Genomic DNA, 23677 nt, shown 5'->3' with positions numbered 1-23677 from the left:
GTGGTACCTGCCGCCTGCATTTTTTGAGCAGGCGGGCCATGGGTGAGGCCTTCACCCGGCATTCCCTGCGCCCTCTGCATTTGAGGAGGGACGAACTGATCGCAGACCTCGGGCATGATGTGCCGCGGGAATGCGTCGACATGTCCGTCGTCTGCTGTTCGATCCGTTCTGCTGTTTAGGCCTTCTGCTGTTTGAGCCGTGAATCCGCCCACCCACCGCTGTCGTCCCGGCGAACGCCGGGACCCATACTCCGCGGCGGTTGTGTTGGGCAAAATGCCAATGACCAGCCAGCCTCAAACCCCTCCCTGGGGGTATGGGTCCCGGCGTTCGCCGGGACGACAGCGTATTTGTAGGAGCACCGCGTCTCCCACACGCACCGTCCTAGCGAACGCGGCGACGGAGTCAGCTGCCGTAGGGTGGGCAAAGCGGACGCCCGCAGGGCGGTTGCGTGCCCACCGTCCGTCGGCGCATTCGGAGCGAATGGTGGGCACGGCGCGCGGTGGAGCGCAGCATGCAACACGCACCGGGGCGCGCCTTTGCCCACCCTACACCTAACAACTCACGGCACGCCTTGCACGAACAGTGCGAACGGCTCCTCGACCGTCTTGCGCAGATGCTCGCGGTACACCCCATAGTGTCGATCATCCGTGCCGAGTCTGCCGAAGCTCGGCTCCACCACATTGCGCAGCGGAAGCAGCGCGATGGGCGCCGCGATCGGCGTCAGCAGCGAGCCGCGGCCCGCCAAGAGCGTCGTGATGATGCCGTACATCTCGCCGGTGATGGTCGGCCGTGACACGGTGATCAGGCGGTGCTGACCGTGGCGGTTGGTGACGAGGTAGACGAAGCCGGACTGGTTGGGCACGGCGACCTCGCCGAATTGCGTGAACGCCGCATCGAGCCGCGCGCCCTCGCGAAACACCAGCGACGACGCCGCATCGTCCCAGGCGATGTCGGTGCGGTAGGCGTAGATCGCGTCCTTGTCGCCGAATGACGGCCGCAAGGTGACGTAGGTGCCCTCGATCCATTCCACCGCCCGCCGCGAATAGGAGCCGAGACTGTCCGGCGCGATGCCGCCGCTCGTGGCAGGCGCGGCGAGAGGCGCGCTCGGCGCCTTGCGCAGGGACATGCCGAGCGCCTGCTCCAGCCGGACGATGGTCGCCAGCGTGAACGGGCGGCGGCCGCCGAGCGCCTTCTCGAGGGTCGACAGGCTCAGCCTGGCCTGCTCGGCGAGGGCCTGCCGCGACATCCGGCGCCGCGCGATCTCCTCGCGGATCGTCTCCGCGACCTGCCGGCTCTGCTCGTCGGAAAGCTCGCTGTTGTCCGGGTTCGACATCCTGTCCCCTGCCGCGTGACGCCCACCTCTTCTAGCAGACGGACAAATCGGCACAAACCCGGACAGATCAGCCGCGCTCTCGACCACCACCGGACAGACGCGGGCGGGCCGCGGCCAAACAAGACCGACCATTCCGCTCGCGGCGCCGGCGCGCTGCGCTCAGTGTCGGCATGCCGAAATTGTTCGTTGCGGAGCCAATGATGAGCGAGACGATCGACCACGATATCAGAAGCAGCACCCATCCGGTCCGGTCGTGGATCGTGACCATGCTGCTATTCCTGCTGCTGCAGGCCGCCGCCGTGCTGCTGGTCGGCTTCACGGCGCTGTTTCTCAGCGTCACCCCTGGCTGGTCCGCCGAAGGGCCGCTGGCGCCGCTGACCAGGCCGGGCGATGCCCGCTCCGGCGCGCTGCTGTTCAAATCCGACGGCAGCTATGCCGAGGCGCCGCGGCTCGGCATCGACGTCGACATCGTCGTTTCAGGCCCGACTGCGCGGGCGCGCGTGACGCAGCTGTTCAAGAACACGAGCTCGCAATGGATGGAGGCGCTCTATGTCTATCCGCTGCCGCCCGACAGCGCGGTGGACACGCTGAAGATGATCGTCGGCGACCGCGTCGTGGTCGGCGACATCAAGCCGCGCGAACAGGCCAAGGTGATCTACGAGCAGGCCAAGCGCGACGGCAAGACCGCGGCGCTGACCGAGCAGGAGCGGCCGAACATCTTCACCAACTCGCTCGCCAACATCGGCCCCGGCGAGACCGTGCTGGTGCAGATCGAATATCAGCAGCCGGTGGCACAGGCGGCCGGCGAATTCTCGCTGCGGGTGCCGCTGGTCGTGGCGCCGCGCTACAATCCGGCGCCGATCGTGCAGAGCGTCGATTTGCGCCCGGGCGGCAACGGCTGGGGCGCCGCTGCGAACGATCCGGTACCGGACCGCAACCGCATCTCCCCGGAGGTGCTCGACCCCGCCAAGAGTGATCCGGTCAACCCGACCAAGATCACGGTGCGGCTGCAGGCCGGCTTCGCGCTCGGCGAGGTCAAGAGCCACCATCACCAGGTGACCATCGACAGCCCCGATGCGAGGACGCGTGTCGTGACCCTGGCCGAGGGCGTGGTGCCGGCCGACCGCGATTTCGAGCTGACCTGGAAGCCGGCGGCGGTGGCGATGCCGTCGGTCGGGCTGTTCCACGAGCAGGTCGGCGACGCCGACTATCTGCTCGCCTTCGTCACGCCTCCTGCGGTGACGGCGTCAGCGCAGCGCCCGCAGCCGCGCGACGTCATCTTCGTGATCGACAATTCCGGATCGATGGGCGGCACCTCGATCCGCCAGGCCAAGGCCAGCCTGCTCTACGCGCTGGGCCGGCTACAGCCGGGCGATCGCTTCAACGTGATCCGTTTCGACGACACCATGACGGTGCTCTTCCCCGCCTCGGTGCCGGCCGATGCCGAGCATGTCGGCAGCGCCACCAGCTTCGTTAGTTCGCTGGATGCGCGCGGCGGCACCGAGATGGTCCCTGCGATGCGCGCGGCGCTGACCGACGACGGCAGCGACAGCGCGCGCGTGCGGCAGGTGGTATTCCTCACCGACGGCGCCATCGGCAACGAGCAGCAGCTATTCGAGACCATCACCGCAATGCGCGGCCGCTCGCGCATCTTCATGGTCGGTATCGGCTCGGCACCGAACACCTATCTGATGACGCGCGCCGCCGAGCTCGGCCGCGGCGCCTTCACGCATATCGGCGCGGTCGAGCAGGTCGAGGAGCGCATGCGCGGCCTGTTCGCCAAGCTGGAGAACCCTGTCGTGACCGCTCTGGCCGCGACGTTTTCGGAAGCCTCAGCGGATCTCACGCCCGCGGTGCTGCCGGACGTGTATCGCGACGAGCCGCTGGTGCTCGCCGCGAAGATCGACCGTCTCGCTGGATCGCTGCAGCTCAAGGGCCGCATCGGCGACCAGCCCTGGACCATCACGCTGCCGCTGTCAGGCGCCGCCGAAGGCAAGGGCCTCTCCAAGCTGTGGGCCCGGCGCAAGATCGGCGATGCCGAGGTGGCACAGACGATGCGGCAGATGACATCAGAGGAAGCCGACGGCGCGATTCTGAAGCTCGCGCTGGAGCATCAGCTGGTGACGCGCCTGACCAGCCTCGTCGCCGTCGACAAGACGCCGCGGCGGACCGATGGCGAGCCGCTGAGGCTCGCCGAGCTGCCGATCAACCTGCCGGCGGGCTGGGACTATGAGAAGGTGTTCGGCGAGCGCGGTGGGATGCCGGCGATGCGGAAGGACCGCCGCGCCGAAGCCGACGGCGACGTTCAGCTCGCCGCGCTGAAGCGACCTGTGGTGCCGGCGGCGCCTGCCACGATCACGCTGCCGAAGACGGCAACCGATGCCGAGCTCAGCATGCTGCTCGGGCTGGGGATCCTGATGCTCGAACTGATCTGGCTCGCTGCCCTTCGGCGGCGGCCTGCCAACTAACTAACGGCGTCATTGCGAGGAGCCGAAGGTGACGAAGCAATCCAGGGCCGGGTGCGCGACTCTGGATTGCTTCGTCGCTTCGCTCCTCGCAATGACGAAAGGAGAGTTCATGCCTCGTGTCCTCATCCCGCTCGCGATTGGCCTGGCCGGCCTCGCCCTGTTCGGTCACGGCGCTCTCATCCACGCCAAGGCGATCGTCGCACAAGTACTGCTCGACCGCGCCTTCACTAGGACCATCGCGACGGGACATCCGGTCAAGCCGTGGTCCTGGGCCGACACGGTCCCGGTGGCGCGGATCGAGGTGAAGCGCCTCGGCGTCTCCACCATCGCGCTGGCCGGCTCCAGCGGCCAGGCGCTCGCCTTCGGCGCCGGCCATGTCGAAGGCAGCGCCGAGCCGGGCCAGCCGGGCATCGCGGTGTACTCCGCGCACCGCGACACGCATTTCCGCTTCCTGCGCGACATCAGGATCGGCGACGAGATCGACGTAATCAGGCGCGACGGCAAGGCCTTCCGCTACCGCGCCGATGCGGCCAAAGTCGTCCGCTTCGATGCCTCCGGCATCGATCCGGCGAGCGACGGCCCGGAGCTGGTGCTGTCGACCTGCTGGCCATTCGACGCTCTGACCGAGGGACCGGAACGCTACGCGCTGCATGCCACGCTGATCGCGGCGGACAGATGAACGCGCGCATCGCTGGGCTTGGGAACCCGGCGACGAATGCCCATTTGTCACCGTGTCGCCCGCGTGGGATGCTCCGTCGGCGACAGCCCGGTCCACATCTCAAGCGCTTTCGACATGCATTCCCAGGTTCAATATCTGCCGATCACGCCGGCCTTCTTCGCGATCCTGGTGCTGGCGTTCGGCGTCCTGATCGTCCTGATCCAGCTCGGCATCCTGCGCTACGCCTACATGAAGCTCGGCGTCAGCTCGGGCACCGCGATGCTGCTGCTGTTCGGATCGCTGATCGGCAGCTATTTCAACATTCCGATCACCATGCTGCCCGGGCAGGTCGCGCGCTCCGGCGAGATCATCGACTTTTTCGGCATGCAGTATGTCGTGCCGCTGGTGCATCAATGGCCCGGCACCCTCCTCGCCGTAAATGTCGGCGGCGCCGTGATCCCGACGATCATGTCGACCTATCTCGTGCTGCGCTACCAGCTCTGGCTGCGCGCGGCGATCGCGGTGCTGGTGATCGCCGTGATCATCCACGCGATGGCAACGCCGGTGCAGGGCGTCGGCATCGCCGTGCCGGTGTTCGCGCCGGTCGTCGTGACCGCGATCCTGGCGTTCCTGCTGTCGCGCGAATATGCCGCGCCGCTGGCCTATATCGGCGGCTCGATGGGGACGCTGGTCGGCGCCGACCTGATGAACCTCGACAAGATCGGCAGCCTCGGCGCGCCCGTGGCCTCGATCGGCGGCGCCGGAACCTTCGACGGTATCTTCCTGACCGGGATTCTTGCGGTGCTGCTCGCGGGCCTCGCCGCCCCGTCCCGGCCCGGGCTCGCGCGCTGAGCTTCCAACCGGAAGACTTAACGGCTAAAATCGAGCAGAGGCAGCGACGGACACGGAATGCGCGCGATCAATCTCATCGTCGGAACCCTGACGATCGCGGCCGTTGCGGCCGGGATCAGCGGCGTCCTGATCAAGCAGAAGGCGCGGATCGCCCAGCAGCGCAGCGTCATGCGCGTCGTGTTCGACGGCGGCTCGGCGGCGGGCCTGCGCAAGGGCGGCCCGGTGAATTTCGACGGCGTGCAGGCGGGGCAGATCCTCTCGATCAACCTCGAAAGCCCGCGCAAGATCGTTGCCATGATCACGCTCGACAATTCCGCACCGATCCGCAAGGACACCACGGCCGGCATCGAATTTCAGGGCCTGACCGGCATCGCCGCGATCTCGCTGGTCGGCGGCGCGCCGACGGCGCCGCCGGTGCCGTTCGATCGCGACGGGGTGCCGGTACTGACGGCCGACCTCAAGGACCAGGAGACGATGGTCGAGACGGTGCACAACGTCGACAAATTCATCGTCAGCAATGCACCGGCCATCAAGGAGGCGCTGCAGACCTTCGAATCCGAGACCGCCTCGCTGCAGGAGAAGACGGCAGCGATCGACGCCGCGATCGACAAGGCCGAGGACGTGTTCAAGGGCTTCGACACGCTCGTGACCAGGATCGACGGCGCCATTCCCGGCTTCGCGGACGGCAATCCCGGACAGCTGTTCGATCAGATCAAGTCGATGCGCGAGCTCGTCGACAGCTTCAAGCGCAAATCGGCCAAGGTCATCGACGAGAGCCGCAAGACGCTGCTCGACATCAGCGACGGCGCCAATGCGATGACCGTCAAGTTCGGCGGCCAGCCGGCGGCTGGGCCGGGACCGCGCCGCGTGCCGGCGTCACGCTGAGGGACGGCGGATCGCGCCGCCCCTCGCGCTCAATGGCTGATCATCCACGGCCGCGCCGTCGGAAAGCCCTTGGCGCCGCTCCTGGTCTTGGTCATCAACCGCGGCTGCTTCTTCGGCGAGCAGCAGCCGCAGCCCGGCCCGTGCTTCGCCTTGTATTCCGCGACCGTCTGCGGCGCGTGGCGGCTGCGCTCGTTGGTGGCATGCGCCGTGCGCCGCTCCGCCGGCATGCAGGCGAAGGCGGGTGCGGTAAGGATCACGCGCGGCGCCATGTCCTGGCATTGCGGACAGACCTGCGGCTCATCACATTCAGCCATCGGGCGCATGTCGGTGAATGGTCCGCATGTATCACAGAGATATTCATAGACCGGCATCGTCTCGTCTCCTGCGCAACAATCATCTCCATCTCACGCGGCGGATGCGGGGCGGCGGATACGCTGCCGTCCCGCACCCATCGCGCAGGGAGACCGCTATTTGTCCGGCGAGATCGGCATCTGGATGTCGCCCGTGATGTGCTTGATCGGCCCCGCCGACGACGGCATCACGTCGAAGTCGAAGATCTCGGTCGGCAGCCACAGCGTGGCGCAGGCATTGGGCACGTCGACCACGCCCGAGATGTGGCCCTGCACCGGCGCGGTGCCGAGGATCGAGTAGGCCTGGGCACCGGAGTAGCCGAACTTCTTCAGGTACTCGATGGCGTTGAGGCAGGCCTGGCGATAGGCGATGTGGACGTCGAGATAGTGCTGCTTGCCGGCCTCGTCGACCGAGATGCCCTCGAAGATGAGGTAATCGCGATAGTTCGGCGTGATCGGCGACGGCTTGAAGATCGGGTTCTTGATGCCGTATTTCGCCACGCCGTCCTTGATGACGTCGACCTTGATGTGCAGCCAGCCGGCCATCTCGATGGCGCCGCAGAAGGTGATCTCGCCGTCGCCCTGGCTGAAGTGCAAATCGCCCATCGAGAGGCCGCCGCCGGGCACGTAGACCGGGAAGTAGATCTTCGAGCCGCGCGACAGGTCCTTGATGTCGCAATTGCCGCCATGCTCGCGCGGCGGCACGGTGCGGGCGCCCTCGGCACCGATCTTGGCCTTGGCGTCGCCCTTGGCCTGTCCGGCATGCGCGGTCGGCGCGAACGGCGGGTTGGCGAGACCGGGCACGCGGGTCGGGTTGGTGGCGATCAGCGCGGTCTCGCGCTCGTTCCAGGTCGCGAGCAGCTTCGGATCGGGCAGACAGCCGATCAGGCCGGGATGGATCAGGCCGGCGAAGTTCACGCCCGGCACGTGACGCGACGAGGTGTAGAGGCCCTTGATGTCCCAGATCGACTTCTGCGCCAGCGGGAAGTGATCGGTCAGGAAGCCGCCGCCGTTCTGCTTGGAGAAGAAGCCGTTGAAGCCCCACAGGCTCTCCTTCAACGGACCGACGTCGAGCAGGTCGACGACCAGGAGGTCGCCCGGCTCGGCGCCCTTGACGCCGATCGGGCCGGACAGGAAATGCACGATCGACAGGTCGATGTCGCGCACGTCATCGGCGGAGTCGTTGTTCTTGATGAAGCCGCCGGTCCAGTCATAGGTCTCGATGATGAAGTCGTCACCCGGATTGACCCACTCCACCATCGGAATGTCAGGGTGCCAGCGGTTGTGCACCTTGTCGTTCTCATAGGCCGATTTGGTCAGATCGACCTTGATCAATGTGTCTGGCATCAGAAGCTCCCCTTGTTGCTTGCTTGGACGGAGTGGTTAGACGGACAGATATTTCGAGACCTGCGCGGCATCGACCTGATCGCGCGGATCGTCGCGGACGATCTCGCCGTTCTCGATCACCAGCACGCGGTCGGCGATGTCGAGCGCGAAGCTCAGCACCTGCTCGGAGACGACGATCGACAGCCCCTTCTCGTCGCGGATGCGTTTCAGGGTGCGCGCCATCTCCTTGATGATCGACGGCTGGATGCCCTCGGTCGGCTCGTCGAGCAGCAGCACCTTGGGCTTGGTCGCGAGCGCACGGGCAATCGCGAGCTGCTGCTGCTGGCCGCCGGAGAGATTGCCGCCGCGGCGGCCCTTCATCTCCAGCAGCACCGGAAACAGCTCGTAGATGTCGGCGGGCACCTCGGACTCGCCGGAGACCACGAGGCCGGTCTCGATGTTCTCCTTGACCGTCATGGTGGAGAAGATCATGCGGCCCTGCGGCACGTAGGCGAGGCCCTTGGCGACACGCTCATAGCTCTTCAGGCTTGCGAGCTCGGCGCCGTCCATCGCGATCGAACCGCTCTTGGCCGGCAGGATACCCATCAGCGACTTCATCAGCGTGGTCTTGCCCATGCCGTTGCGCCCCATGATCGCAACGATCTCGTTGGGCGCGACCTTCACGTTCAGGCCATGCAGCACCTCGCTCTGGCCGTAGGCGACATGGAGATCGGAGATTGCGAGCATCAATGGCTCCTGCAAAGTGATGAACTTGGATGAGGCTGCAGCAACATCGGCAGAGCGCTCCCTCCCCCCTTGTGGGGGAGGGTTGGGGAGGGGGGTGGCCCCAAGCGAGACTGCCGCCGTGGGCCCCCTCCCTTAACCCCTCCCCACAAGGGGGAGGGGAACGCGGCGTCATTCGGAGCGAACAGGATCGCGATCATCGCTCAGTGCCCCAGATAGACTTCGACGACCTTGGGATCGTTCTTGACCCGCTCCATCGTGCCTTCGGAGAGGATCTGCCCCTGGTGCAGCACCGTGACCTTGTGGGCGATGTCCTCGACGAACTTCATGTCGTGCTCGATGACCAGCACCGAGCGGTCCTTGATGATGCGGTTGAGCAACTCGGCGGTCTTGGCGCGCTCGCTGACGCTCATGCCGGCCACGGGCTCGTCGAGCATCAGCAGGTCCGGGTTCTGGATCAGCAGCATGCCGATCTCGAGCCACTGCTTCTGGCCGTGGCTGAGCTCGGCGGCCGAGGTCTTGAGACGGTCCTTGAGGAAGATCATCTCGGCGACCTCCTCGACGCGGTCCTTGACGACCGCGTCGCGCTGGAAGGTCAGCGAGCCGAACACGGTGCGGCCGCGCGGAAACGAGATCTCGAGATTCTCGAACACGCTGAGATCCTCGAACACCGACGGCGTCTGGAACTTGCGGCCGACACCTGCCTTGACGATCTCGTTCTCGCGCAGCTTCGTCAGCTCCTTGCCGCGGAACTGGATCGAGCCCGAGGTCGCCTTGGTCTTTCCGCAGATCAGGTCGAGCACCGTGGTCTTGCCTGCGCCGTTCGGGCCGATGATCACGCGGATCTCGTTCTCCTCGACATAGAAGGAGAGATCGTTGACCGCCTTGAAGCCGTCGAAGGAGACCGTGAGCGCTTCGACCGCGAGCAGGAAGTCCTTGGGCTGATGACCGATGAGCATCGCTGTCTCCTCACTCTGCAGGGGCGCCGTTGGCGACGAGCCCGCCATTGCCGGATTTCTTGGTGCGGGACGCCAGCAGGCGATCGATGCGCGGCTGCACGTGATCGCCCCAGATCCCGGCGAGCCCGTTCGGGAAGGCAAGAACCACCGCGATGAAGAGCGCACCGAGGCCGAACAGCCAGAGCTGCGGGAAGGTTTCCGACAGACTGGTCTTGGCAAAGTTGACGAGGAGCGAGCCGTAGACCGCACCGAAGATCGACAGCCGGCCGCCGACCGCGGTGTAGATCACCATTTCGATCGACGGCACGATGCCGACGAACGACGGCGACATGAATCCGACTTCCAATGTGAACAGGGCACCGCCGACCGCGGCGAACACCGCGGCAGCGCAGAAGGCAAAGATCTTGAAGTTGGCGACGCTGTAGCCGGAGAAGCGGACCCGATCCTCCTGCTCACGCATCGCCACCAGAATGCGGCCGAGCTTGGTCAGGCGGATGAACTGCGCCACCAGGATGGCGACGAACAGCAGGAACACTTCGACGAAGTAGAGGATGAGTTTGGCGTGATCGGTGCGGATGTCCCAGCCGTGCAGGGTGCGCAGATCGGTGATGCCATTGATGCCGCCGGTATAACCCTGCTGTCCCACGATCAGAATGGTCAGGATGGCCGCGATGGCCTGGGTGATGATCGCGAAATAGACGCCGCCGACGCGCCGCTTGAACATCGCGGCGCCGATGATGAAGGCGAAGATCGCCGGCACCAGGATGATCGCGGCGATCGCGAACGAAAAGCTCTGGAACGGCTTCCAGAACAACGGCAACTGCGTCAGCTGATTCCAATCCATGAAGTCGGGAATGCCCGGCGTCGACTGGATCTTGGTGTTGGCGACGCTGGAGGCTTCCAGCTTGAGGAACATCGCCATGCAGTAGCCACCAAGGCCGAAGAACACACCCTGGCCGAGGCTCAGGATGCCGCCATAGCCCCAGCACAGCACCAGGCCGATCGCGACGAAGGCGTAGGTCAGATATTTCGCGACCAGGTTGAGGCGGAACACATCGAGCGCCAAGGGCAGGATGACGACGAGCAGGAGCAGCAGCGAGACGAAGCCGATGAGTTCTGATCGGTTGAAAAAGCGCGAGTTGATGATCATGACCGTGCTTTCTTGTTGGGCTGTCGGAGCTGGCTCACTTGCGGACCTTGAGGGCGAACAGGCCCTGCGGCCGCATCATCAGGATGGCGACGATCGCAAGCAGCGTGAGCACCTTGGCCATCGAGCCGGACATGAAGAACTCCATGGTCGACTGCGCCTGGGAGATGGTGAAGGCGGAGGCGATGGTGCCGATCAGGCTGGCGGCGCCGCCGAACACGACGACCAGGAAGGTGTCGACGATGTAGAGCTGTCCGGCCGTCGGACCCGTCGAGCCGATCATGGTGAAGGCCGAGCCCGCGACGCCGGCAATGCCGCAGCCGAGGCCGAAGGTGTAGCGGTCGACCTTCTCGGTGTTGATGCCGACGGCGCCGGCCATCACGCGGTTCTGCACCACGGCGCGAACCTGCTTGCCCCAGCGCGACAGAAACAGGACGTAGGCCACCACGAGCGTGATCAGGATGGTCAGGCACATCACGAACATGCCGTTGATCGGGATCTGGATGGCGTCGGTCGCCTGCCAGGAGCCCATCATCCACTCGGGGAGCTCGACGCCGACCTCGCGCGCACCAAACACCGAGCGGTAGGCCTGCTGCAGGATGAGGCTGAGGCCCCAGGTGGCGAGCAGCGTATCGAGCGGCCGCTTGTAGAGTCGGCGTATCATCGCCCATTCGACCAGCATGCCGAGCGATCCGGAGGCGATGAAGGCGAATATCATCGCGACGAAGAAGTAGCCGGGAAACAGCGAGGGGAGGAAATGCTGGAAGGCGTTCGACGTCATCCAGGTGACGTAAGCGCCGAGGATCATGAACTCACCATGCGCCATGTTGATGACGCCCATCTGGCCGAAGATGATGGCGAGCCCCAGCGCCATCAGCACGTAGACCGAAAACAGGATGAGGCCCGCGAAGCCCTGCATCGCGAAGATGGCCCCGAGGTCGCCGATGGAATAGTCACCGAACATGATCCGTCCTCTCGTGATGCCCTGCAGGAAATGGATCGGCGTGCGGCACAGCGTGTCCGCGGCCAAGATCGTTCCCTCCCCCCTTCTGGGGGAGGGCTAGGGAGGGGGGCCTCCGCGCCGAGCTGTGGGTGGGGTACCCCCCTCCCCAACCCTCCCCCACAAGGGGGGAGGGAGCGCACCGTCAACGGCGCGCCAGAGACGCAGGCTTACTGATAGCCCTTCGGGAACGGATCGGGCTCGACCAAGTCGGCGGTCTCGTAGATCAGCTCGTACTGACCGTCCGCCTTGGCGCGGCCGACGCGGGTCTTGGACCAGAGATGGTGGTTCTCGTGGATCCGAACATAGCCTTCCGGCGCGCCCTTGAACTCGATGCCGGGCGAGGCCGCCGCGACCTTGTCGATGTCGAAGCTGCCGGCCTTCTCGACCGTCAGCTTCCACAGCCACGGGCCGAGATAGGCAGCCTGGGTGACGTCGCCGATCACGGTCTTCTCGCCCCACATCTTCTTGAATTCGGAAACGAAGGCCTTGTTGTTCGGATTGTCGAGCGACTGGAAGTACTTCATGCAGGCATAGGCGCCAGCGATGTTCTCACCGCCGATCCCGTCGATCTCGTCCTCGGTCACGGAGATGGTGAGCAGCGTCTGCTTCGACATGTCGATGCCGGCTGCCTTGAGCTGCTTGTAGAACGCGACGTTGGAGCCGCCGACGATGATCGCGTAGATCACGTCCGGCTTGGTCAGCTTGATCTTGTTGATCACCGAGTTGAACTGGGTGTGGCCGAGCGGGAAATATTCCTCGCCGACGACCTTGGCGCCCTGCAGATGGCCCTCGATGTGCTTGCGCGCGATCTTGTTCGAGGTGCGTGGCCAGATGTAGTCGGAGCCGAGCAGGTAGAAGGTCTTCGCGCCCTTGGTCTTGTTGACCCAGTCGAGGCCGGCGATGATCTGCTGCGTGGCCTCCTGGCCGGTGTAGATGACGTTCTTCGACTGCTCGAGGCCTTCGTAGAAGGTCGGGTAATACAGCATGCCGTTGTACTGCTCGAACACCGGCAGCACCGCTTTGCGCGAGGCCGAGGTCCAGCAGCCCATGACGGCGGCGCATTTGTCGTTGACCAGCAGCTTCTTGGCCTTCTCGGCGAAGGTCGGCCAGTCGGAAGCGCCGTCCTCCTGGATATACTTGATTTTGCGGCCGAGCACGCCGCCGGCGGCATTGATCTGCTCGATGGCGAGCTTCTCGGCTTGCACCGAGCCGGTCTCCGAGATCGCCATCGTGCCCGTGACCGAATGCAGAATGCCGACGGTGACTTCGCTATCCGTGACTGCAAGGCCGGTGGTGTTGACTGCAGAGGTTGCAGGGCCTGCGCCGAAGGACGGCCGCGGCATCATGGCGAGCGCCGGGATCGCGGCCATTCCCATCAGCAATTGGCGCCGAAGTGGCGACTTCAGGCCCTTTTTGGTTTCGTCTGACATGAGCACCCCATTCATTGGTTCGAGGACACGCGTTGGGTCGGACGAAGGATGGCGCGCTTTGTGCAACGCACGGATACGCAAGATTGCGTATACTGCACCGCAAAAGCGCGACGTAGGCTCTGCGTAGGTCTTGCGAGCGGCAGGACAAAGCGTGCGGGCGATCCGCTTCGCGTGAGGAGTTCGAGAGTGGCAGGGCGGCAGCGGATCGACCGCGTCAGGCGCCAATACAACCAGTGGGTCGCCAACCAGACGTTGGAGGACTATGCACTCCGCTTTACGGCCAAGAGCGCGCGGCGCTGGTCCGCCGCCCGCGTCGCCAACACGGCGCTGGGCGCGATCTCGTTCCTCGCACTTGAGGCGATCGGCGGCACCATCACCTTGAACTATGGCGTCACCAACGCGACCGCCGCGATCCTGGTCGCCAGTGTGATCATCTTCTGCTGCGGCCTGCCGATTGCCTACCATGCGGCCAAATGCGGCATCGACATCGACCTGCTGACCCGCGGCGCCGGCTTCGGCTATATCGGCTCGACCATCACCTCGCTGATCTACGCGTCGTTCACCTTCATCTTCTTCGCCATCGAGGCGGTCATCCTGGCTTCGGCGCTGGAGATGTGCTTCGGCATTCCCCGGCCGATCGGCTATCTCATCAGCGCCGTTGTCATCATCCCGCTCGTCACCTACGGCATCACGCTGATCAGCCGCTTCCAGCTGTGGACACAGCCCCTGTGGGTCGTGCTGCACATCCTCCCCTTTGCCGCGATCGCCTATGCCAGCCCGCACTCCTTCGTCGAATGGCAGCAGTTTCCCGGCGAGCACGGCGATCCCATGGGCCATCTCGATCTGGCGCTGTTCGGGACCGCCGCGGCGGTCGTGTTCTCGCTGGTCGCCCAAATCGGCGAGCAGGTCGACTTCCTGCGCTTCCTGCCGCGTGACCGCCGCACGTCCAAACGGTCGTGGTGGATCGCGCTGTTGTCGGCTGGCCCCGGCTGGATCGTGCTCGGGGCACTGAAGCTGCTGGCAGGCTCGTTCCTCGCCTTCTTCGCGCTGAGCCACGGCGTCTCGGCCGAGCACGCCGCCGAACCGGCACACATGTATCTGGAGGCGTTCCGTTATGTACTGGCCCGGCCGGACTTGGCGCTTGCGTTGACCGGCACCTTCGTGATCGTCTCCCAGATCAAGATCAACGTCACCAACGCCTATGCCGGCTCGATCGCCTGGTCGAACTTCTTCTCGCGCCTGACGCACAGCCACCCCGGCCGCGTGGTTTGGCTCGTGTTCAACGTCGTCGTCGCGCTGCTGCTGATGGAGATCGGCGTCTACAAGGCGCTGGAGCAGACGCTGGCGCTGTACTCCAACATCGCGATCTCCTGGGTGGGCGCGCTGGTGGCCGACCTCGTGATCAACAAGCCGCTGGGCCTGCGCCCGCCGCAGATGGAGTTCAAGCGCGCCCATCTCTACGACATCAACCCGGTCGGGGTCGGCGCGATGACGATCGCGACGATCGTCTCGATCAGCGCCTTCTATGGCCTGTTCGGGCCGACCGGAAAGGCGCTATCGACCTTCGTCGCGCTCGGCGTCGCGCTCGTCACCGCGCCTGCGATCGCCTATCTGACCGACGGCAAATACTATCTGGCACGCAAGCCGAAGCGGAGCTGGCAGAACATCGAGCAGATCCAATGCTGCATCTGTGAGCATCACTTCGAACCGGAGGATACCGCCTCCTGCCCGGCCTATGCCGGTCCGATCTGCTCGCTGTGCTGCTCGCTCGATGCGCGCTGCCACGATCTGTGCAAGCCGCACGCGCGGGCCCATGCTCAGGTCGCAGCGGCGCTCAGCGGCATGCTGCCAGAGTCGTTGCTGGCCAAGTTCAACTCGCAGCTCGGTCATTATGTCGGTGTATTTCTGACATCGGCCGGGCTCGTCGCGCTGACGCTCGGCATGATCTATCTGGAGACGTCGGCGGCGCTGCCGGGCTTCAAGGGCATCATCTCCGATGTGCTGTGGAAGGTGTTCTTCGCCCTCTCCATCATCATCGGTGTCGTGACGTGGCTGTTCGTGCTGGCCCAGCAGAGCCGCCGTGCGGCCGAAGACGAGACGCGGCGGCAGACCCAGCTGTTGATTCAGGAGATCGAGGCGCACAAGCGCACCGATGCAGAGTTGCAGCGCGCCAAGGAAGTTGCGGAATCAGCCAATCTCGCCAAGAGCCGCTATGTGGTCGGCCTCAGCCATGAGCTGCGCTCGCCGCTGAACGCGATCTCCGGCTATGCGCAACTGCTCGAGCAGGACACGAGCCTCGCACCGAAGCCGCGGGACCAGGTTCGCGTCGTCCGCCGCAGCGCCGATCATCTGTCCGGCCTGATCGACGGAATTCTCGATATCTCCAAGATCGAAGCCGGGCGGCTGTATCTGTCGCGCGACGAGGTCCGTCTCAGCGAATTCCTGGATCAGCTCGTGGGCATGTTCCGATTGCAGGCCGCGGCGAAGGGCGTCGACTTCGTATTCAAGCGGCCGGCGGTCCTGCCGCTGGTCGTCTATGCCGACGAGAAGCGGCTGCGCCAGATCCTGATCAACCTGCTGTCGAATGCCATCAAATTCACCGGGGAAGGCAGCGTCCAGTTCGCCGTGCACTATCGGAGCCCGGTGGCCGAGTTCGAGGTGGTCGACACGGGTCCCGGCATCCAGCCTGACGATCTGGAGCGAATCTTCGCGCCGTTCGAGCGTGGCGCGCTCGGGGCCGCGCAGCCGCAGACCGGCACGGGACTGGGCCTGACGATCAGCCGTCTGCTCGCCGGTGTCATGGGCGGCGACATCAAGGTCGAGAGCAGCGTCGGCGCCGGCAGCACCTTCAAGGTCAAGATCCTGCTGTCCGAGGTGACAAACCCGACGCGGCATGCGCCGGTGAAGGCACCGGTGGCCGGCTATCTCGGGCCGCGCAGGACGATCCTCATCACTGACGATGATCCTGTGCATCGCGACCTCCTGCGCGAAGTACTGACGCCGCTCGGCTTCATCCTGCTGAGCGCGCCCGACGGTCCCGCCTGCCTCGCGCTCGCACAACACTGCCAGCCGGATCTGTTCATTCTGGACATCTCGATGCCCGGCATGGACGGCTGGACAGTGGCCGAGACCTTGCGCAACAGCGGTCATCACCAGGCCCGGATCCTGATGACATCTGCGAGCGCGCTCGAAGCTCATGGGCGGCCGTTGGCGCAACCCTTTCACGACAGCTACCTGATGAAGCCGATCGACATCCCAAGGCTGCTGGAGGCAATACGTCAGTTGCTGAAGCTCGAATGGAGCTACCAGACCGACACGCCCGTGGCCCCGCCACGCTGGCGGCCGGACACAGGATCCCGGCCGCCGCTCAAATATGTCGAAGAGCTGATGAGCCTCGGCCAGATCGGTTACATCAGGGCCATTCAGCTCAAGCTCGACGAGATCCGCAACGCGCATCCCGAGCATGCCGACTTCGTCGCCCAGATGCGCACGCTCATCGACCGCTTCGATCTCGATCAGTACATGGCAACTCTGAAGACCTTGCACGCCTATGAGCATTGACAGCAAGAAGCGCGACGTCGCTCTGGTCGTCGACGACTCGCCGGAGACGCTTCGGCTGCTCACTGACGCGCTGGATGGGGCCGGCATGACCGTCATGGTTGCGCTCGATGGCGCCGCGGCCATGCGCATTATCGACCAGATCACGCCGGACATCATCCTGCTCGATGCGGTCATGCCCGGCATGGACGGCTTCGAGACCTGCCGCAAGCTCAAGCGCGAGACAGGCCTCTCCAACGTCCCCGTGATCTTCATGACCGGGCTCGCCGACACCGAGCACATCGTGCAGGGACTGGAGGCCGGCGGAGTCGACTACGTCACCAAGCCGATCGCCGTCTCGGAGATGCTGGCGCGCATCCGCGTGCATCTCGCCAACGCCCGGATGACGCAGAGCGCGCGCGCCGCGCTCGACGTCTCCGGTCGCTTCCTGCTTGCCGTCAACCGTGAGGGACGGCTGATGTGGGCAACGCCGCAGGCGCAGAAGCTGCTGTCGGACAGTCTTGGCACCGCCGACGACCTCGTGCTGCCGGAGGCGCTGCGGCTGTGGCTGGATCAGGCGCAGAACGGCAAGGGCGGTGCGAAGGCCGCCGCTTCGATCCCGGATCATCCCGAACTGCGCCTCTACTACATGGGCGGAGCCGGATCCAACGAGTTCCTGCTGCGGCTCGCCAAGGAGTCCTCCGGTGAGCTGCCCAAGCAGTTCTCCAGCGCGTTTGGTCTCACCACGCGCGAGGGCGAGGTGCTGTCCTGGCTGTCCAAGGGCAAGACCAACCGCGACATCGCGCAGATCCTGGGACTGAGTCCGCGCACGGTCGACAAGCATCTCGAGCAGATCTACGCCAAGCTCGGCGTCGAGAACCGCACCGCCGCCGCGGCGATCGCGACCGGTGTGGCGCGGCGGGAGAATTGAGGCGAGCCGAATCGCGCGTCCCTACAAGACTGTCGTCCCGGGCAAGCTCGGCGACGCGGAGCGTCGACGGGCGCCGACCCGGGACCCATACCGCGTGATGTGTCTTGAGGCAGGACGAAAGTTGACGTTGTGCCCAGCACACCTGCCGGTGGCTATGGATCCCCGCTTTCGCGGGGACGACGCCGTCTTTGGAGCGGCACACCGGCCGTTAACAGCTCACCCGTACACGAACGCCGGATCATCCAGATCGATCGCCGGGATCTGATCCTTCTCGCTCCAGTAGTCCTGGCTGTGCTGCCACTCCGGCTTGTCGCCGCGCTTAGGCAGCAGATGCATGTTGCGCATCATGTAGCCGGGGTTGAAGTTCTCCGGGTCGATCCATGGCAGCAGCGGCATGTTGTGATCCTCCGGGCGCAGCGCCGGCACGACCTTGCTCACACCTTTTTCTTTCATGTGCGCGAGCAGGCGGCACACGAAATCCGCGACAAGGTCCGTGCGCAACGTCCAACTGGCGCGGAAATAGCCGAACACCCAGGCCAGGTTCGGCACGCCGGTGAACATCATGCCGCGATAGGTCACGGTGTCAGCGAAGTCGAGCGGCTTGCCGTCGATCGTAAACGCGATGTCGCCAAGCACGCAGAGATCGAAGCCGGTCGCGGTGACGACGATGTCGGCGTGCAGCTCGTCGCCAGACTTGAGCTTGATGCCTGTCTCGGTGAACCGCTCGATCTCGTCGGTCACAACCGAGGCTTTGCCGCTCTTGATGCCCTCGAACAGGTCGGCATCCGGCACGAAGGCGATGCGCTGCCGCCACGGACGGTAGCTCGGCGTGAAGTGCTTGGCCGTGTAGTCGGGTCCGAGGATGGCGCTGATCTGGCCGATCAGCTCCTTCTTCACCTGGTCGGGCTCGGTCAGGCAGCGCTTGGTGAACCAATCCTGTTCGAACAGGATCTTGCGCCTGACGATCTCATGGATCCATTCCTCCTTCACCTGCAGTCTCCGCAGCTCCTCGGCCAGCTCGATCGCATTGCGGCCGACGCGGAAGTAGGTCGGCGACCGCTGCAGCATCGTCACATGCGCGCATTGGCCGGCGATCGACGGCAGGATGGTCGCGGCCGTCGCACCGGAGCCGATCACCACGACCTGCTTGCCCGTGAGATCGAGATCCTCGGGCCACAGCTGCGGATGGACGATGCGGCCCTTGAACTTCACCATGTCCGGCCACTCCGGCGTGTAGCCCTTGGAGTGTCGGTAGTAGCCCTGGCACATCCAGAGAAAATTCGTTGTAAAGGTGACGGGCTGCTGATCCCTGCCCTTCACCGCATGAACCGTCCAGAGATTGGTCGCGCTCGACCAGTTCGCGGACAGGATGCGGTGGCCATAGCGAATGTGGCGGCCGAGGTCGTTCTCCTCGATCACGTCGCCCATGTAGTTGAGGATTTCTTCCGCAGTCGCGATCGGCGGCCCGACCCATGGCTTGAAGCTGTAGCCGAACGTATGCAGGTCACTGTCGGATCGGATGCCGGGATAGCGGTGCGTCCGCCAGGTGCCGCCGAAGCTGTCCTGGCTCTCCAGGATCACGAAGCGCTTGTCAGGCATCTGCTTGGCCAACTGATAGGCGCTGCCGACACCGGAAATGCCGGCTCCGACGATGAGCACGTCGAAATGTTCGGTCGCGTGAGAGGACGCGGCCTCCCGGATGGGCGCGATGACGTTCATGGGAGTCCCTGGGCTTTGGTCTTGATGTTGTTTCCTCGCGCGACAGGCTGAACCCGATCACGACGATGGTCAACCCGCGACCGCGAGCCGCAACCCAGCCCTGAACGATCTCAATTTCCGCTGAGCGGCATGCCCCATTGCCGCGCGGTCTGTGCGACCCAGTCGCGATATAGCGTGAGCGGCGTGACGCCGGTCATGCCGCCGCAGCCGTCGCCGAGATTCGGTCCGGTCGACCATGAGATGACGCCGATCAGCACCTGACCTTGCGGCTGCGTCTCGAAAGCAGGCCCGCCGGAGTCGCCGGTGCAGCCGCCCAATCCGGGCCGCACGCCTTGCGTCGCCGGATCGACGAGCCGGATCTGCAGCGTGCCCGGTTTGCCCGTCGCAACCAACGCCGCCCCGCGCACCATGCCGCCGCTCTTTCCGTCGCCTGGGACAGCGACACCGATCCCTGCGACCGTGAACGCGTTGCCGGCGGCAAGCGGCGGCTGCGGCACGCCAAGCGCCGCTGGCACGCGCTCTTTCACGGGCACCTCCAATTCCAGCAGCGCGACATCGGCGGTGGCGCGATGCGCCACGATGGCCTGCACGCTGAAGCTCGGATGCACCGCCACCCGTCGGACCGTCTTGAGAACCGGCTTGCGGTCACGATCGTATTCCACGATGCGGTAATCGAGCCCCGGCTGCACGCAATGTCCGGCGGTCAGCACCAGCTTCGGAGCAATCAGCGCGCCGCTGCAAAAATTGCCGCGCGAGCCGACGATCGTGACCACGGAGCGCCCGACACCATCATTCAGCGCCGGCGCGTTGCCGACGATCGCAAGGGTTGGCGATGGCGCCAGCAGGACGGCGGCTGCAATGATTGCGTGAGACGGCTTCATCGCGGCAGCAATAGCGGCTGCGACCGATATCGCCAAGTGCGGCGTCCCATGCTAGCGATCATCCGGGGATCGAACGAGGATGGGACTGACATGGTCGAGGCGGTGATCTTTGATTTCGGTGGCGTCATGACGACATCGCCGTTCGAGGCCTTCGCGCGGTTCGAGAAGGAGCGCGGCTATCCCGTCGACATCATCCGCAACACCAATGCTGCCAATCATCTCGAGAACGCCTGGGCGAAATTCGAGCGCGCCGAGATCGACCTCGACACTTTCGACCGGCTGTTTGCGGAGGAGTCGCTGGCGCTCGGCGGCGCAGCGGTCAGCGGGCGCGAGGTGCTGCCGCTGCTCGCCGGCGATCTCCGGCCCGGCATGGTCGAGGCGCTCCGCCGCATCAAGGCGGAGTGCAAGACCGGCTGCATCACCAACAATCTGCCAGCGAACGCAATCGGCAGCCAGGGCGGCCGCTCGTTGTACGTCGCGGAGGTGATGGTGCTGTTCGATCACGTGATCGAATCCGCCAAGATCGGCCTGCGCAAGCCCGATCCGCGGATCTACCGGATGATGACCGAGACGCTCGGCGTCAGCCCCGCGGACTGCGTCTACCTCGACGATCTCGGCGTCAACCTGAAGCCGGCGCGCGAGATGGGCATGACGACGATCAAGGTTGTGAGCGCATCGCAGGCGATTACGGAGCTGGAAGCCGCGACGGGACTGCGCCTGCGCTGATCGTCATTGCGCGGCGCTTTTGCGCCGAAGCGAGCCGGAGGCTTCGCGGGATTCTGGATTGCTTCCGCCTTCGCCCTTTGGGCTTCGGCGGACACGTCGCTGCGCTCGCAATGACGAGGATCTCAATAGTTCGTTTGTTTCGCCCGCTCGGGAAATGCGGCCGCCAGCGCCGCTCCGTCAGCCTGCAGCACGCCGCGCTCCGTGATCAACCCCGTCACCAGCCGTGCCGGGGTGACGTCGAAGCCGTAGTTCACGACTGGCGAGCCCGGCGGAACGATGCGCACGGTCTCGATGCGACCGTCGGCGGTGCGGCCGGTCATCTCTGTCACTTCCTGGGCGCTGCGCTGCTCGATCGGGATCTGCCGTCCTTCGGCGACGGCGAAGTCGATCGTCGGCGACGGCAGCGCGACATAGAACGGCACGCCATTGTCGTGCGCGGCCAGTGCCTTGAGATAGGTGCCGATCTTGTTGCAGACGTCGCCATTGGCGGCGACGCGGTCGGTGCCGACGATGGCGAGATCGACCATCCCATGCTGCATGAGATGGCCGCCGGTGTTATCCGGGATGACGGTATGCGCCACGCCGTGATGCCCGAGTTCCCAAGCGGTCAGCGAGGCGCCTTGATTGCGCGGCCGTGTCTCGTCGACCCAGACATGGATCGGAATGCCGCGATCGTGCGCAAGATAGATCGGCGCGGTCGCCGTGCCCCAATCGACGGTCGCAAGCCAGCCGGCATTGCAGTGGGTCAGCACGTTCACGACTTCGCCCGGCTTCTTGCGCGCCGCGGCCGCCTCGATCAGCGCGAAACCGTGCGCGGCGATGCCCTGGTTGATCGTGACGTCCTCGCCGGCAATGTCGACGGCGCGCGAATAGGCCGCATCGCGCCGCTCCGACGGTGCCAGCCGGCGCAGCATCGTGCTCATCGTGTCGAGCGCCCATTTCAGGTTGATCGCCGTCGGCCGCGTCGCGATCAGCATCTCGTAGGCGCGGTCGATGCCAGGATCGGAGCGGTCGTCGCGCATCGCCAGCGCCATGCCGAACGCGGCGGTGGCGCCGATCAGCGGCGCACCGCGGACCAGCATGCCGCGGATCGCGTCCGCCGCCTCCTCGCATGTCGTGATCTTCGCCACCACGAACTCGTGCGGCAATCGGCGTTGATCGATCGCGCAGACCGACCAGCCGTCGGAGTCGAGCCAGATGCTGCGATAGTGCCTGCCGTCCACCTTCATGTTCGATCTCCCCTCAACCACGCAAGATACGGCCTGCGACCGCATCGAGCTTCTTCAGAAGCTCGGGATCGCGCGCCTCCGGCGCAGTGATCAAGGCGGTGTCGAGCGCTCGGTCGGAGCCGATCGGGCACGGTTCATGCTCGCGCGGAAACTCCTGGGCGAGCCGCGCCACCAGCGATTTCGCCTTGTCGGCGTTGGTGGTGAGCACGCGAATGATATCCTGCACGGTGACGGCGTCGTGATCCGGATGCCAGCAGTCGAAGTCGGTCACCATCGCGACCGTCGCGTAGCAGATCTCGGCCTCGCGGGCGAGCTTCGCCTCCGGCATGTTGGTCATGCCGATGACCGAATAGCCTGACGCCTTGTAGGTCATGCTTTCGGCATAGGTCGAGAATTGCGGCCCCTCCATGCAGACATAGGTGCCGCCGCGCGCGATCGCGATGCCCTCGGCCTCGGCCGCAGCCGCGAGATGAATCCGCAACCGCGGTGAAACCGGATGCGCCATCGAGACGTGGGCGACACACCCCCTGCCGAAGAACGAGCTCTCGCGCTTGTAGGTGCGATCGACGAACTGATCGACCAGCACGAAGGTGCCCGGCGGGAGCTCTTCCTTGAACGAGCCGCAGGCCGACAGCGACACCAGGTCGGTGACACCAGCACGCTTCAGCACGTCGATATTGGCGCGGTAATTGATGTCGGACGGGGACAGCCGGTGTCCCTTGTCATGGCGCGGCAGGAACACGATCGGCAACCCCGCAATGGTCCCCCGGCGCACCGGCGCCGACGGCTCACCCCACGGGCTCACGATCACCTCTTCGCGGGCATCTTCCAATCCCGGCAGATCATAGATGCCCGAGCCGCCGATAATGCCAAACACAGCCTTCGTCATGACGTCCCCATCTCCAGCGGAGACGAGAATGCCAGCTTTGCGGCGAATTGAAAACAGCGACGCGGTGATCCGCGGGGCGTGGCAACTGGGTCAGGCGGCCTTCGCTGCCGCCAACTGACCGCTCACCAGGCGCTCCAGCGTTGCGATGGACTGGAAGTTCTCCGGCGTGATCAGCTCCTGCGGAATGGTGAAATCGAACTCCGCCTCGATCGCCAGCATCAGGTTGACCATGTCCATCGAGGTCAGCCCGACATCGACGAGCTTGGCATCCGCCGCCACGTCGGCGGCCGTAGAATTCTGCGCGAGGATATCACGCACGAGCGCCACGATCCTGCGACTGACATCGACATCGAAACTCGGCATGGGGTCCTCTTCACTCGCGACTTGTTCCGGCGCGTCGGATCTGATCGACGCACGCGCAGGGGAGATAACGCAATTCGGCGTCGAAAGAGTTACGCCGCATCCCCATTCCAGTCTGAACTCGTCTTAACGCTAACGGCTTGGTCCAAAATTCTCGGATCGAACCAACCGGAAATTAACCCCCACCCGTCGATTGCGCGGCGTTTACCCTGAATTTCGTCGACGCATTTGAATCAAATCCATACCCTGC

Annotated in this window: 20 protein-coding genes; 7 read left to right on the top strand and 13 right to left on the bottom strand. The window is 65.1% G+C overall.

What is annotated here, in order from left to right:
- Positions 1–559: 559 nt before the first annotated feature.
- Positions 560–1333: a helix-turn-helix transcriptional regulator gene (locus tag QX124_RS27130; protein WP_315798768.1), complete on the bottom strand. Its 774-nt coding sequence runs from the start codon at positions 1331–1333 to the stop codon at positions 560–562.
- A 200-nt stretch (positions 1334–1533) separates the two neighbouring features.
- Here QX124_RS27130 and QX124_RS27125 point away from each other — a divergent pair, with 200 nt between their 5' ends.
- The 4 genes from QX124_RS27125 to QX124_RS27110 all read left to right on the top strand — a co-directional run bounded on the left by QX124_RS27125 (position 1534) and on the right by QX124_RS27110 (position 6196).
- Positions 1534–3801, top strand: a complete 2268-nt coding sequence (locus tag QX124_RS27125) for a marine proteobacterial sortase target protein (protein ID WP_315798767.1) — start codon at positions 1534–1536, stop codon at positions 3799–3801.
- Between the two features lie 109 nt (positions 3802–3910).
- On the top strand, positions 3911–4480 hold the full coding sequence (locus QX124_RS27120) for a class GN sortase (RefSeq protein WP_315798766.1): 570 nt from the start codon (positions 3911–3913) through the stop codon (positions 4478–4480).
- A gap of 114 nt (positions 4481–4594) precedes the next feature.
- Entirely contained in the window at positions 4595–5311 is a 717-nt protein-coding gene (locus tag QX124_RS27115) for a DUF1614 domain-containing protein (protein ID WP_315774210.1), read from the top strand.
- Between the two features lie 57 nt (positions 5312–5368).
- Positions 5369–6196 carry an MlaD family protein gene (locus tag QX124_RS27110; RefSeq protein WP_315798765.1) on the top strand — a complete coding sequence of 276 codons (828 nt, stop codon included), beginning with the start codon at positions 5369–5371 and terminating at the stop codon, positions 6194–6196.
- Between the two features lie 29 nt (positions 6197–6225).
- Here QX124_RS27110 and QX124_RS27105 read toward each other — a convergent pair whose 3' ends face one another.
- From QX124_RS27105 to urtA, 7 genes are all read right to left on the bottom strand, one after another.
- A complete protein-coding gene (locus tag QX124_RS27105) occupies positions 6226–6567 on the bottom strand; it encodes a zinc ribbon domain-containing protein (RefSeq protein ID WP_315798764.1) in 342 nt (113 codons plus the stop codon).
- A gap of 96 nt (positions 6568–6663) precedes the next feature.
- Positions 6664–7893 (bottom strand): formamidase, encoded by a 1230-nt coding sequence (fmdA, locus tag QX124_RS27100; RefSeq protein ID WP_315740599.1) that lies wholly within the window; start codon positions 7891–7893, stop codon positions 6664–6666.
- Between the two features lie 36 nt (positions 7894–7929).
- On the bottom strand, positions 7930–8619 hold the full coding sequence (gene urtE, locus QX124_RS27095) for an urea ABC transporter ATP-binding subunit UrtE (protein ID WP_315798763.1): 690 nt from the start codon (positions 8617–8619) through the stop codon (positions 7930–7932).
- Between the two features lie 200 nt (positions 8620–8819).
- Positions 8820–9575: an urea ABC transporter ATP-binding protein UrtD gene (urtD, locus tag QX124_RS27090; RefSeq protein WP_315759547.1), complete on the bottom strand. Its 756-nt coding sequence runs from the start codon at positions 9573–9575 to the stop codon at positions 8820–8822.
- A 10-nt stretch (positions 9576–9585) separates the two neighbouring features.
- Positions 9586–10725 (bottom strand): urea ABC transporter permease subunit UrtC, encoded by a 1140-nt coding sequence (gene urtC / locus QX124_RS27085; RefSeq protein WP_315798762.1) that lies wholly within the window; start codon positions 10723–10725, stop codon positions 9586–9588.
- A 34-nt stretch (positions 10726–10759) separates the two neighbouring features.
- Positions 10760–11686 carry an urea ABC transporter permease subunit UrtB gene (urtB, locus tag QX124_RS27080; protein WP_315740603.1) on the bottom strand — a complete coding sequence of 309 codons (927 nt, stop codon included), beginning with the start codon at positions 11684–11686 and terminating at the stop codon, positions 10760–10762.
- 206 nt (positions 11687–11892) lie between these two features.
- A complete protein-coding gene (gene urtA / locus QX124_RS27075; protein ID WP_315798761.1) occupies positions 11893–13155 on the bottom strand; it encodes an urea ABC transporter substrate-binding protein in 1263 nt (420 codons plus the stop codon).
- Between the two features lie 186 nt (positions 13156–13341).
- Here urtA and QX124_RS27070 point away from each other — a divergent pair, with 186 nt between their 5' ends.
- Positions 13342–16716, top strand: coding sequence for an ATP-binding protein (locus tag QX124_RS27070; RefSeq protein ID WP_315798760.1), 3375 nt, complete (start codon positions 13342–13344; stop codon positions 16714–16716).
- The gene (locus QX124_RS27065) at positions 16706–17623 is read left to right on the top strand and encodes a response regulator transcription factor (protein ID WP_315798759.1); all 918 of its coding nucleotides are present in this window, start codon (positions 16706–16708) and stop codon (positions 17621–17623) included. Before QX124_RS27070 ends, QX124_RS27065 begins: the two co-directional genes overlap by 11 nt.
- 216 nt (positions 17624–17839) lie before the next feature.
- Here the strand turns inward: QX124_RS27065 and QX124_RS27060 are convergent, their stop codons facing one another.
- Both QX124_RS27060 and QX124_RS27055 read right to left on the bottom strand, forming a co-directional pair.
- Positions 17840–19342, bottom strand: coding sequence for an NAD(P)/FAD-dependent oxidoreductase (locus tag QX124_RS27060; RefSeq protein WP_315778499.1), 1503 nt, complete (start codon positions 19340–19342; stop codon positions 17840–17842).
- 110 nt (positions 19343–19452) lie between these two features.
- The gene (locus QX124_RS27055; RefSeq protein ID WP_409997758.1) at positions 19453–20223 is read right to left on the bottom strand and encodes a S1 family peptidase; all 771 of its coding nucleotides are present in this window, start codon (positions 20221–20223) and stop codon (positions 19453–19455) included.
- Positions 20224–20313: 90 nt separating this feature from the next.
- Here QX124_RS27055 and QX124_RS27050 point away from each other — a divergent pair, with 90 nt between their 5' ends.
- A complete protein-coding gene (locus tag QX124_RS27050; RefSeq protein WP_315798757.1) occupies positions 20314–20949 on the top strand; it encodes an HAD-IA family hydrolase in 636 nt (211 codons plus the stop codon).
- Positions 20950–21071: 122 nt separating this feature from the next.
- Here the strand turns inward: QX124_RS27050 and mtnA are convergent, their stop codons facing one another.
- The 3 genes from mtnA to QX124_RS27035 form a co-directional block, all read right to left on the bottom strand.
- The gene (gene mtnA, locus QX124_RS27045; protein ID WP_315798756.1) at positions 21072–22178 is read right to left on the bottom strand and encodes an S-methyl-5-thioribose-1-phosphate isomerase; all 1107 of its coding nucleotides are present in this window, start codon (positions 22176–22178) and stop codon (positions 21072–21074) included.
- A 13-nt stretch (positions 22179–22191) separates the two neighbouring features.
- A complete protein-coding gene (locus tag QX124_RS27040) occupies positions 22192–23067 on the bottom strand; it encodes an S-methyl-5'-thioadenosine phosphorylase (RefSeq protein WP_315798755.1) in 876 nt (291 codons plus the stop codon).
- Positions 23068–23157: 90 nt separating this feature from the next.
- Positions 23158–23430 carry a phosphopantetheine-binding protein gene (locus tag QX124_RS27035; RefSeq protein ID WP_315798754.1) on the bottom strand — a complete coding sequence of 91 codons (273 nt, stop codon included), beginning with the start codon at positions 23428–23430 and terminating at the stop codon, positions 23158–23160.
- Between the last annotated feature and the right edge of the window lie 247 nt (positions 23431–23677).

This window comes from Bradyrhizobium sp. SZCCHNRI3043 (genome assembly GCF_032377735.1).
In the GTDB taxonomy this organism is placed as follows: Bacteria; Pseudomonadota; Alphaproteobacteria; order Rhizobiales; family Xanthobacteraceae; genus Bradyrhizobium.
This window is presented reverse-complemented; position numbering and strand designations above follow the sequence as displayed.